This window comes from Motiliproteus coralliicola (genome assembly GCF_003345655.1).
In the GTDB taxonomy this organism is placed as follows: Bacteria; Pseudomonadota; Gammaproteobacteria; order Pseudomonadales; family Balneatricaceae; genus Motiliproteus; species Motiliproteus coralliicola.
The window spans coordinates 24,851-37,904 of the sequence record NZ_QQOH01000002.1 but is presented as its reverse complement, the minus strand read 5'-3'; the positions used below and the strand labels follow the sequence as shown (position 1 = coordinate 37,904).

The 13,054-nt window shown below is 59.5% G+C and carries 4 protein-coding genes; all 4 read right to left on the bottom strand.

All coding sequences use genetic code 11. From position 1 onward, the window contains the following. Positions 1–73: 73 nt before the first annotated feature. Positions 74–772, bottom strand: a complete 699-nt coding sequence (locus DV711_RS07025; protein WP_114694981.1) for a transposase — start codon at positions 770–772, stop codon at positions 74–76. Between the two features lie 113 nt (positions 773–885). Then, a complete protein-coding gene (locus DV711_RS07020) occupies positions 886–1,392 on the bottom strand; it encodes a hypothetical protein (RefSeq protein WP_133297413.1) in 507 nt (168 codons plus the stop codon). After that, complete coding sequence (locus tag DV711_RS07015) at positions 1,346–5,533, bottom strand: RHS repeat-associated core domain-containing protein (protein WP_114694979.1); 4,188 nt, start codon at positions 5,531–5,533, stop codon at positions 1,346–1,348. Before DV711_RS07015 ends, DV711_RS07020 begins: the two co-directional genes overlap by 47 nt. A 99-nt stretch (positions 5,534–5,632) precedes the next feature. Beyond that, on the bottom strand, positions 5,633–12,892 hold the full coding sequence (locus tag DV711_RS07010) for an Ig-like domain-containing protein (RefSeq protein WP_114694978.1): 7,260 nt from the start codon (positions 12,890–12,892) through the stop codon (positions 5,633–5,635). Positions 12,893–13,054 lie beyond the last annotated feature (162 nt).

Genomic DNA, 13,054 nt, shown 5'->3' with positions numbered 1-13,054 from the left:
CGGGGTCAGACTCCATTAGTCCTATTTATTCCTTTCAATGGGGGTCAGACCCCATTGAAACCTTGAAACTTGTTTACTGCTTGGCGGCCCCTCGCCGCCGACCGCCCCTCGGTCGGGGAGATGCCGCACGTGCGGTAGCCTGTTCAATCTGTTCCTTAAACCGCGTATCGCCGATGGCCCAGGATTTAGCGGTATTCCAACGGATCTCCGCCTCGTCCTTGGGATCTATCGCTCTATCAAACAACGCCTTATACGCAACTTGTCTTTCCTTATCACCCTGCCCCAGCGCCTGAAATAACGGGTGCGGTATTACTACCGGATCGTCCTCTCCCAAACCGTTGCTGCGATAGCTCGACCAGGGATACTGAGCCGGGTGTTCCACCATCGCGGCCCGCACCGGATTGAGCTCGATATAGCGGTAGCAGGTCAGCAGATAACGCTCACTATCCACCGGAGCCGACTTGAAGCGGCCCTCCCACAACGCACCCGTACGCCGGTAGCAATGGTTGAAATAGCGTACGTAATAGCGCCCCATGCCCTGCATCAACCTACCCAGGCCATCTTTGGTATCCGGTGTAACCAACAGGTGCACGTGATTGGTCATCAACACATAGGCATGGATCGCACACCGGTACCGCTCACACAGCTCAACCAACTTTTCCAGATAGAACCGGTAATCCTCGTCGGTCACAAACACTGCCTGACGGTTATTGCCCCTTACGATTACATGGTGAGGCTGCCCCGGCAGTACCAACCGCTTAAGTCTCGCCATCTCCCTATGGCTCCCTTTTTATTGTTTTAATCCTTTTCAATGGGGTCTGACCCCTTTGGTTCGTATGATGAGGCTGACCCGGTAATACCAACCGCTTTAATCGTGCCATTTCCCTATGGCTCCTTTTTATTGTTCAATCCTTTTTCAATGGGGTCTGACCCCTTTGATTCTTGGTTCGCCTTGGTTCCTTTAGTTTTTAACTTGTAAAAAAACTTATACGCAGCATCATCATAAAAGCTCCCAATCCAAAATGAATTAAAACCAGTCCAGTTAACAACTTCCACACTTACTTCTTTTTCTCTCTCATGTGTTAATAATAGAACCGTCTGATTAGACCCAGAATAAACAACTTGGTATAAGTATTCTTCAATTCCACCTTTAATATCAGCAGTATTAGAACTGTGTGTGCACTCATGTGTATCTACAACAAAAGCAGCTTTGCTCTCTTTAAAATAAAGCTTCATATTTTCAAACATACATTTCATCAGCGCACTTCGCAGAGATGATTTCTGTATATTTTCTTGCCCAAAAAATCTTGTTTTATCTTGATCTAAAATCCACTCTCCTTCTAATTCATGTGCAAATAACATATGACTCAACAGTATTAAAAGCACCGCCATTATTGCTCTCATTACATAGCCCCGCTTTCCATTTTTCAAACGTACAGTCAGGAGTTAATGGATCTGGCTCAGGATCCATATTCAACGGCTCTTCTTTTTTTGTGGGCTCATCCTTGCAGCTAGATAGCGCCCCATACGATTCTTCGCACTTGATCCAACAAGGAGATGTTTGTCCTAGTCTTCTTGCACACTGAACTCGACACTTCTTTAGCTTCAAAGTGCACGAAAGTAATCCATAGGGGTCCATATTAGATAATGGATTTTGTATTGAATAATCATACAAATGATTTATTTTCCTCTCAGAAAACAAAAAAAACTTCCCAATATTTTGATGAAACACTAACTCTGGATCAACAGTTCTACCCAAAACACCAATCGGATCTGCCTGAATGTATCTTCCCGTACTGGGATCGTAGTCCCTAAAGTAATTCTGATGCAGCCCCGTCTCACCATCATAGTACTGCCCCGGGAACCGTAGATTGTTGCTGATGGTTTCCTTAATGATGGTCGCTTTGCCGAACGCCTCGTAGCGCGCTTCCCACACCACCACCCCGCTGGCCGCGATCAGCCGTTGTGGCGTGCCCAGGTGGTCGTTCTGGTAGTAATAGATGGTGTTGTCGGCCGTGCGCTGGAACTGGGGGTTGGTGCCCCAGGTGCCTCCCGGCATAAAGTGGTATTCCTTGATCAGGCTGCCGGTTGCATCGTATTCCGCGCTCAGGCCCTGGTCGGTGTAGAAGTAGTAGGTGGTGTTGCCATCGGCGGTTTTCTTTATCCGTCGGCCGTAGGGGTCGTAGGCGTACTCGGCCACGGTGACACTGTCGTGGCGTACCGCGATCAGCCGCTCTTCGCGGTTGTAGACGTAGTCGATGGTTTGCGGGCCATTGATCGGCTCGCTGCCGCTGTAGCTTTTCTGGGTGGTGTGGCCGTTCGGGTTGTAGCTGTAGTTCCAGCCACTGTCCTGCTCGGTCAGTTGGTTCTGGTCGTTGTAGCTGGCGCTGGTGGTTTGGTGTTGAGTTCGGTTACCTACGCCATCGTAGCCGAACGCTTCCTGGTCAGGGAGTTCGCTGCTCACCGGGTAGTCGGCCCCGGTCAGGCGGTATTGGTTGTCGTAGTTGAAGCGGTAGTCACCGTGCTCGCGTTGGATCGCGGTGATGTTGCTTTCGTTGTCGTAGGCGGTGATGGCGTTGGCCAGTGTGGTGTCGGCGGCATCGTACAGGGTGCGGCTTTGTTGGCGCTGCAGCGGGTCGTACTGGTAACGGATGGTGTTGCCGCCCGGCAGCGTCAGGGTTTGCGGTTGTTGCCAGTCGAAGTCGCTGTAGGCCAGCTGCCCGACGCCGGGGATCAGCACCGCTTCGAGCTGGTTGTTGGCGTTGTAGTGGTACTGGTAGGTGACCCCTTCGGGGTTGGTGTAGCTCTGTTTCAGGCCGTTGGGGTGATAGGTGTAGCTATAGCTTTTCTGGAACAACCCGAAGTCGACGGTGACGTCGGTCAGCTGGTTTAGGGCGTTGTAGCGGTAGGTTTCGCTGTGAGCGCGGATGTCGGCGGTCTGGCCGCTGCCGGCGCTGCCCGCCGCCTGGCTGTAGCCGGTGTATTGGTCCTGATCGTTGTAGTGGTAGGTCACGACCTTGATCGGGTTGGCCTCGCCGGCCTGGGCGTAGAGGCGGGTCTCGGTCAGCCGGTTGGCGTCATCATAGCGATATTGGACCTGTTCGTTATCCGGGTTGGTTTCCTGGATCAGGTTGCCGCGGCTGTCGTACTGGTAATCGCGGCTAGTGGGGTTGGCCCCGGCTTTGATCTCTTCGGCCAGTTGGCCGCGCAGGGTATAGGTATATTGGGTGATCCGCCCTTCCGGGTCGGTCACTTCGGTGAGGTTGTCACGGGCATCGTAGCTAAAGCGGGTGAGGCCGCCGTCGGCGTCGGTCAGACTGATCAGCCGGTTCAGCGCATCGTAGGCCCGTTGGGTCGGGTTGCCGTTGGCGTCGATAGCCTGGGTTTCGTTACCGTCAGGGTCGTAGCCGAAGCGGCGCAGCAGGTTGAGGTTGTCGGCCTGCTGGGTGGTGCTGTTGATCCGGTCACGGCTGTCGTAGTCCAGCTGCTGTTCGAAGGTGGGGTAGTGGATCGAGTCGAGCCGTTCGTCGCGGTAGCTGAAGCGAGTCTGGTTACCCAGCCCATCGGTCTGGCTGGCCAGACGGCCGGCATCGTCGTAGCTGCGGTAGCGGCGGTGGCCGTTGGCGTCGATCAGCGCGGTGAGGCGGTTGGCGCCGTCGTACTCCAGAGTGGTCTGTTGGTCGCTGGCATCGGTGACGGTCAGCGGCAGGCCATCGGCATTGCTGGTCAGTTGGGTCACCGCGGTATTGGTGTCGGTGTGGGTCTGCAGGTTGCCGGCTTTATCGTAGCTGTAGGCTTCGTTTTGGCCGTAAGGGTTGGCACTGCTGAGCAGGTTGCCCACCGCGTCGTAGGTTTGGGTCCAGCTCTTGTTGGCCGCGTCGATCGTCAGTTGGGCGTTACCCAGGGCATCGTATTGTTGGTATTGGGTGCTGTGGTTCAGCGGGTCGGTGGTTTGGATCACGTTGCCGTAGGCGTCGTACTGCCACTGGGTCACAGCCAGTTCGGTGTTGCCGGCGCTGGATTCGCCGGTGGTCTGTTTGATCCGCTGGCCGTAGGGATCGTACTCGTAGCGGGTGATGCGCTGCTCGCTGCTGCCCATCGCTTCGGTCAGGGTCAGCAGGTTGCCGTTGGCGTCGTACTCGTAGGTGGTGGTGAAGCCCCGCGGACCGGTCTCGCTCAGAAGCAAGCTCAGCTGGGTATCGTAGCTGCGGGTGCGGGTGCTGCCGTCCGGGTAGGTGACCTTGATCGGATTCTTGAACTGGTCGTACTCGGTGACGGTCTTGCGCCCGAGCTGGTCGGTGCGGGTGCGCTGCTTTACGTAGATCAGGTCGTTACCGCCCAGTTGTGAGCGTACCGTGGAGCTATCGGTGGTCCAGCAGTGCTTGCCCGCCACCCCGTCACGCTCGATATCAACGACGGTGATGCCGTAGCTGGGTTGGTACTGGGCCACCAGGCTGTCGACCCCCAGGGAGTTGTCGGACAGCACGATCTGGGTGCTGTACTGGCGGTTACCGCCCAGGCTGTAGCTGACCAGTTGGCCGTGTTCGTCATAGCGCCACTCGCGCACCACGCCGGTGGCGTCGGTACCGGTGGTGGTGAACTGGCGGGTCTCTTTGTTGTAGCTGACAGCGTAGCTATCCCCCACCCCGTCGGCGTTGATCCGCGAGGTCAGTTCGCTGCCGCGGATCTGGGTGTACTCGCAGACGGTGTCGCCCACTTCGACCCGGGCGATGACCGATTCGCTGGCGGGTTTGAACTGGTACTGGATCGCCTGGTCTTTGGGGTCGATAAAGCGAGCCAGTTGGCCGTCGGTGGCGTAGTCATAACGGTAGGTCTCACCGCGCGGATCGATCACCCCGGTCAGGCGGTCCTCGCTATCGTACTGGTACTGCACCTCGCGGCCACTGTAGTCGCTGACCTTGGCCAGCCGTTGCCCACCACCCGTGGTTGCCGGCTCCCAGTGGTAGGTCAGCACCGGGGTGCCGTGGTGGTCACGCACGGTGGTGATATTGCCGTCGCTGTCTCGCTCGACGCTGACGGTGACGCCGTTGCGGTCGCGGTAGCGCAGCATCGGGACCCGCAGGATGCGACCGTTGTCGTCACGCTCAATCGCGTAGTCGATCTGGTTGCCGCGCCGGTCCTGCCAACGGTACTCGTCCTCGGCGTCACGGTAATCGATGGTGTAGGTCAGCTGGTTCTCGTAGCGGATCGCCTCGCCACCCACCACCTGCGGGTAGTGCTGGTCGATACGGCGGAACGAGCTGGGATGCAAGTCCTCGGTCGTGCCCCAGGCCGGTTCCAGGTCGCTCCAGCGCCGGTTCCAGACCCAACGACCGTCTTCCCAATAGCGGGTCACCCGTACATAGCCGCCCAGTACCTTGACCCGCAGGTCGGTAAAGGTCTCGTTGAGCTTGCCGGTGGCGAAGTACGGTCGGGCGTTGTCGGTGGTCACGCCACCCACCGCCCAGACCTGAACACTGAACAGCAGGCTCAGTAGCAGTACCGCCGTGCGGTTAAACACGCATCCATTCATCACGTCCAGCCTATCCTTTTGCTTGCCTTACCCCGCACCGGGGCGTGCCTTAGCGGGGCTATGCCCCCGTTGTTCCTATCGATTCGGGTTCACCCGGGCTTAGCCGCCCGGGCTGGTGCCGCCGCTCACCCAGGGGCAGTTACCGGTGGTGCAGACCGGCAGCGGAGCACAGAACAGCCCTTTATCTTCGTTCTCGAAGGTGCCGTAATTGCGGCTCACTATGCTGCCGCCACCGCCACCTCCATAGCTGTAGCTGACACTGCCGCCACCGCCGCTGCTGCCACCGCTGCCACCGCAGCTGCTGCTCTGCCAGCTGCTGCTCCAGGTGGTACCAGTACTGCTGTTGACCACCGCTCCATTGCTGCAGACGCTGCTGTACTTAACCTGTCCATTGAGCTGGAAGCTACCGCAACCGCCGCCGCCGGCATCACCATCGAGTGCCGGGTCGAAATCGTTCAACGCCTGTACCCGGTAGGGCAGCACGAACACCTCTCCCGAACCCAGGGTCTCGGGGACTTCGGCCAGATACTCCATGCTGACGTACTGGTTACCCGTCGGCAGGTTGGCGCTCATGCTCTGGGCCGGGATCAGGCCGTGGTTAGTCAGGGTCAGTTCGCCGTAGAATACCTCGCCAGCCTTCATCACCGGCAGGTTGACGCTGAGCGGGTCCGCCACCACCAACGCCACCGGCACGTTGGTCTCGAACTCGGCCTGTACGATGATCTCGTATTTGTCTTCGATGGTGATCTCCTTGACCTCCCACTCCACCGAGATCAGCGCATTCATCAGGAACACCTCTTCGAAGCCGGTCACGCCGGACTTAACCCGAATACGGCCACTGACGCTGTCGTGATCGAAGGCACTGATCCGATAGCGGTAGTCACCGGCCGCCAGGTCGGGGAAGAGGACATCACCGTAGCTGTCGCTGTAACGGGTGTGCTTCTCACTCAGCACTTTCTCGTGCTGCAGCTCGATCTTGGCTCCGGCCAGTCCCGGGATCAGCAGGCCGTCATCGCCCGGAGTGGCGGTGTAGATATCGCTGATATGGAAAGACATTTTGCCCCTTTCAGCCGAGACCACCGCCAGGAAGGCCTGCACCGGGAACGGATCCAGGTTGTCCCCGTCCACCATCAGACGGAACTCGAGATCACCCTCGCTAGTCTCGGCCGGCGGGTTGAAGGTCAACTGCACCGGCAGGCTTTCACCGACAGCCAGATCACCCGGCGTGGCGTTGCCGCTGATGTAGGCCCAGCTCGGGGCCGGGTTGCCCTGATCATCAAGCAGGGTCAGGATCGGGTTCTTGAGGGTCTCAAGGCCGGTATTAGTGAGGGTGACCGTCTCGGTCACGGCCTTGCCCAGCCCCACCCCGCTGTCGATGTAGCTAGGGCTCGCCCGCAGTGCCGGCACTGCCTCGGCCAAGCGATAACTCAGTGCCACCCGCCCCAGCTCCAATTCGCTGCCGGAAGCGGCACCGTCGGTGCTGTCATCGGCCACCACCGCAAAGTACAGCGTACCGGTATCGGCAGCGTTGTTGTTACCGCTGAACTGCAGTTTGAGATAGCCGCTGCGCTTGGCAGCCAGGTTAAGCGGTGTACCCGGATCGAGGCTGATGCCGGTGGGCAGACTGGGGCTTAGGGCATCATCACCGGGGGCTACCAATTGCTTGAGACGGATATTGTTCAAGGCCGAGGCATAGCCCGTGTTCACCCGCACCGAGACCGACTGGGTGTAGTTGCGCGGCACCTGAATTTCGATATTGGCCGGACTCACGCCGGCGTTCTGGACCTGGAAGCTGCCCTGCCCCGGACGGGTGATACTGTCGGGGTGGATCGCCGAGACGGTATAGTCACCGGCATTCCCCTGGGGATCAAAGGTGTAGCGATAAGCCCCCTCACCATCAGCGAACAGATTGGCCTGCTGCTCGAACCCGCGTACCTGGGTCACCAGGGTGACCGGGGCGCCGGCCACCGGCGCATCGGTGACGCTGTCGATAACCTGGCCGCTGATAGTCACCTCTCCGTCGCCGTACAGCTGGGCCGGGGTAATGCTGTCGACCGTGGCCTCGTAGGGCAGATCGGCCAGCGAGAGCTGACGGCGGTTGCCGGTGCCCTCGATCGCCACATGGGTGCTACGACCGACCTGATAGTGGAACTGGTCGATCTCCAGGCGCAGGTTGACCTGATCGGGCGAGGCCGCCGGGACCGGCACCTCGAACAGGGCGCTGGTAAAGCGCTCGCCCGGTGCCAAGCGGGCCACCATGGCGCCATTGCTGACGTTGATGACACCGCCGCTGAACTGGCGCACCGGCTGGGTGCTAAGCACGTTGCCGTCCAGATCCTCCAGGATCAACCGTACCTCGTTAGAGGCACTGTTACCGTCGTTGCGGGCAAGGATGATCTCGGTCTCCACGTCGCTGCTGTTCTCCAGCGTGAAGCTGGCCTGCCCGGTACTGCCACGGGTGAAGGTCTCCAGATTAAGGGTGGCGAACAGCGCCTTGTCACCCACTATTACTTCTTTGTGCTGGCCAATACTGACGTTCTCACCGGCCTGCGGCTGTTGGCTGATACTCAACTGTAGCTGGCTGCTGATATCGAGCTGCTCGTAACCACCGATCACCACCGGCACCAAGGTGACGCCACCCGCCTCGACACTGAAGCGCTCGGAGTGGTGCTGACGCAAGGTGCCGTTGTCATCAACACTGACGGTCAAGGTCAGCCCGTTGGCGGCCTGATCGCCCTGATTGTCGACCCGGAACTGCAGTCGGTTCATCACCCCGCGATAGAGCAGCGGTTCCCCGCTGTCATCGGCTTCCAGATGGACGCTGAGCGCCGGCAGCACCAGGCTGTGCCCCAGACTCTCGGCGCCCTGCGGGTCCACCGCTACCACGGTGTATCGACGCTGAATGGCCGCCCCGTCGCTGGGTTGGCCGCCGTTGTACTGCGTGTCGGTAAAATAGGTGGGACTACCCTGATGGGGGATTAGGCTGTCATTAAGCTTGGTCAGTTGGTCATCTTCGCCGTAGTAGACGTCGTAGCCTTCGATCGCCGTGCCACTGTGGGACCAGCGCAGTTGCGGCTGGCCATCGGCATCCAGGCTGATCCTCAGGTCCGCCACCGGCAGCAGGCCAAAGTTGAAGTAGCGCGTCTCTCCCGGCGCCGATTCATTACCCGCCGCATCCACCGCGGTCAGCACATAGCTGTGCTCGACTTCACTCGGGGTGCTGTCCAGGGCGATCGGCTTCGGGATACCGGTCTGGATCGGGCTGGACTGGGCCAGGGTCTGGGCATCGGCTGACTCACCTTCGGCCAGCGGGAGTCGGTAGAGGTTGTAGGTCAAGCCCTCGAGATCCTGGGGCTGTCCATCGGCATCCAGAGTCGGTGGGTCCCAGGTCACCAGGATACCGGCACCGTTAGGTGCCAGGATCGTACCGGTGGGCGCCGCCGGGGCGATCCGATCGGCCGAGACCAGCACCAGTGGGCTTGGAGCGCTGAGGGTCTGCTGATCGTTCTCGCTACGCAGGCTGGCCACCGCGTAGGCGTAATCCCCGTCGCTACCGGTTGTGTCGGTGAAGGCGGTGTCGGTCAACGACTGCAGTTCGGACAGCTCGGTAGTACCCGGCGCTCGCCGGTACAGCACATAACCGGCGGCCTGATCTACCGCCTTCCAACTCAGCGCCACGCTGCCGCCCGGTTGCGCGATGGCACTCAGACCCTGAGGACTGGGCAGCGCCGGCAGCTCGCCCTGATAGAGCTGGAACTGGTTGGGGGCGTTGATCCGATCGGTCTGGTTGCCCAAGTCATCCTCGGCGGCAAACTGGAAGCTGAGTCGGGCCGCAATCGGGCTGCCCTGTGCATCCTGCCCCGCCGTTGAGGGCAGCTGGAAGCCGCCCACCCACAGCGGGGTACCGGGACTGGACTGGCCATCACGGCTGAGGCTGATGCCGGCGCTGTAGGTCGCCAGCACCTGGTCATCGATCAGCGGGATCAGGGTCGGGCTATGTCCCTCCTTCACCTCGTCCGCCAAGGTGACCAACACTTCAACCCAGAGGCCGTTGGCCGCATCCACCTTCAGCGGTGTCACCGGGTTCAGATCCAGTTCGGTCACCGCCGGTCCCTGAGTATCGATCAGCAGGCTCTCCCCTTGATCCACCTCGGTGCCACGGTTGTTAGCGTCATCAAAGGCCGACAGGACCGCGTAGGCGGTACCCGACAGGGTCTGTGCGTCGATATTGAAGCTGCCGGTGTAACGGCGATCGTCGCTGTAGTCCTTGGTCAGATCGACGGTGATCGGCACCCCACCGGCCGGTACTACCGCCAGGTAGGGGTCGTTGCGTAGCGGCTCGTTAAAGGTAACGCTTACCTCCACACCGCCCACACCGTAGCGCTCGGTGACCGGGTCGTAGTGACCCAGAGGGGTGTAGCTGATCTCGGCCCGGGGACCGGCGCTGTCGGCCCGACCGATCGCCTGCGTCGAGGGCACACTGGGCGTGTCAAGCTGATTCAACGCCACCACCCGGTAGTAATAGGTCCCGTCGGGGATCGGCAGGTCCACAAACTCGGTACTGTCGAGCAAGCCACTGTTGACCGGCTCCACTCCGGCCTCATCGGTGGTGCTGAACGCCTGGGTCGACCGGTACAGCTGATAGCCCTGGGTTTGGTTATCCGGATCGGTACTGGTGACCGGCGGCCAGCTCAGGAATACCTGCCCCAGCTTCCCGGAACTGGCCTGTAGAGCACCAGGCGCATCAGGGATCTTGGTATTGAGGGTCACCAACACCTCATCACTGCTGTCCCCGAAGCCACCGCGGCCGGCGTACTCGGCCCGGGCATGGTAGCGGTTCTCGCCCTCCTGCAAGGTGGTGGTCAAGCTGAACTCGCCCTGGCTGTTGACCACCAGCGGGTCATCCAATGTCAGATTGTTGCGGTACAGCTGCACCTGGGTGCCCGGGGTGGCGGTTCCTTCGATCCGCAGGCTGGGCTGGTTGGTCAGCAGATTATTACCCGGAGCACTGAGAATGGGCGCCGAAGGGGCGGCGATCGCCACCGTGATGACCGTGGTCTGTTCGCTGCGGTTATCCCAGGTATCGAACAGTTCTACCTTGAGGCTGTGGGCGCCGTCGCTGAGAGTGACCAGATCCAACGCTTGACTGTAGACGCCATGCTCGGCGGCGAAATCGGTCCCCAGCAGCACGCCATCCAGATAGAACGCCACCCGGCTGATGGCCGAGCGGTCGCTGGCGGCAACCTGCACCTGACCGCTCAGAGTCAGGATGGGCGCGCTGCTCAGATCCAGGGTCCGGGTGGCATCTTGGTAACTCAAGGTCTCAACCTGTGGCCCTTCGGTATCGGCTGTCGGGGTAGCCGCTTGGGAAGCAATCACCACCGACTCACCATCGGAGATGTTCACGGCCGTCACCGCCACATGGTAGGTGGTATCGTTCTCCAGCCCGGCCACGGCCTGGCTCAGGGTCATGGTGCTACTGGCGCCCTTATCAACCACTAGCCTTGGGCTCAGCCCCTCGATGCTATTGAACGACTCGGTCTCGACATACACCGCGTAGGCCTTGAGCAGCGGCCAGGGCGTAACGGCATCCCACTGCAACGCCAACTGGTTACTGTGTCCAACCATATCGAGGTTGGTCGGGTTGGCCAGCAGAGTTGCCGCCGCCACCGTTACCGGCGCCGAGACATTATCGTCATGGTCAAAGGCGCTAACACTGAGGGTATAGCCGCTGGCGGCACTAAGACTATCGAGCACCTGGGTCACCGGGTCCAGCGGGTCGACGAGACTGTCGACCAACATCTCGATCTGCGTGGCCTGGTTACCGTCATCCACGGCGATCCGGTAACCGGCCAGGTCATCCACCTGACTGACCGGTGCCTGCCAATCGAGGGTCAGAGCGGTGGCGGCTGCCTGCACCCGCAGCTGCTGTACGACATCGGGGGCCACCTGATCCAGCGGGGTTTTAACCACCGGTGAAACCTCGGACTGCAGCAGCCCCTGGCTATCCACCGCCACTACCGCCAGGTGCTGCGCCATATTCCGGTTCAACCCTTGCAGGGTCACTTGCTGCTGTCCTCCAGGCACTACCATGACAGGGTTTAGCGCACTCACGTCGGCGAAGGTCGTGCTCTGGGCATAGACACGGTACTCGGCAATATCATTGCCGTTGGCCAACTCGTCATAGGTCTGCCAATCCAGCACCAGCGTGGTCCCGTCACCGTTGGGGTCAACATTTAGCGTCACCGGCCCCGGCGCGGTGTTGTCGTAGCGGATCGCCACCGCCACATCCGACTCATTAACGTTACCCGCCGCATCGCGGGCCTGCAGGGTAAAGTGGTTATCACCCTCGACCAACGTCACCTCATGACTCCAGCTAGTCTCACCGGAGATCGGTACCACTAGCTTGTCATCCAGCCACAGGCCACTGTCGGCCTCCTTGGTACCACTGAAGGTATGGACATTGTTCGCGGTGATCGGCGGGTACACATCCAACAATGGTGTACTGGGCTTGGTGTAATCGAGAGTGAAGTGATAGGTGCGTAGTAATGACCGATTGCCGGCCTTATCCGCCACACTAACCACCAGGGTGTAGCTGCCTTGAAGCAGTATCGTTGCTGGAGTGAAGATCAACTGATCCCCTACCAGGCTGAGGCTACCGGAAAGCTCGATACCATCCCGGCTGACAGTTACCGACGAGTTGTACAAATCAATACCACTGCTGCCAACACCATGCTCATCATCCTGCACGGTAAAGGCAAACTGGGTCGGCACCTGATTACTGAGACCGATAGGGCTTGCGGCATTGATCTCCGGTTGCTCCGAATCCACCGCCAGTAGCAACGACTGCTCCAGAGAACGGTTGCCGACAGCATCAATAGCAAAGATAGATAAGCTATTAAGCCCCTCCTCCAGAGAGAGCGTGACACTCCAGTCTTCGCTACCCAATGGCACTTCCACCGTGCCGTTGATCTCAATCGCTGTATTGGCTTCCCGCGTACCGGTCAGCGTCACCGAACGTTGGTTCAGGTCGGTCTCAGCTGGCGACACCGGGAAGTTTAGCGAAGGCGGGGCAGGGTCGGTTACATCCACCACGAATTGGCCCTGAAACGCATCATCAGCCTCCAGCTCAGGCAGAACACCGTTCTGATTCATGCCCTTACCGTTGGTACTATAGATATGCGGCCCGATGGTCAGGTCATACACATCCTCGTCCAGCATCAGGAAGCTTATCTTCAGGCGCCAGTCATCCACTAGCTCCACGCTGATCGGCACCTGTCCGGACAGGGCCCCGGATAGGACGATACTCTCGGGATAAAGCCGAGTGGGATCGAGGGAAACATTAAACTCGGCAAACAAGTGATCAATCTGGCCTTGCTCAATGGCTAGGTTATTAACACGCGGAGCCGATACCTTCGGCTCAGTATAACTAGTTCCAGATGTACTAGTTGAGTTTCCATAGCTAGAACTACCTCCGCTAACATCAATGCGGCCTTGCAGATCAAAGCCCTCATTCATGTC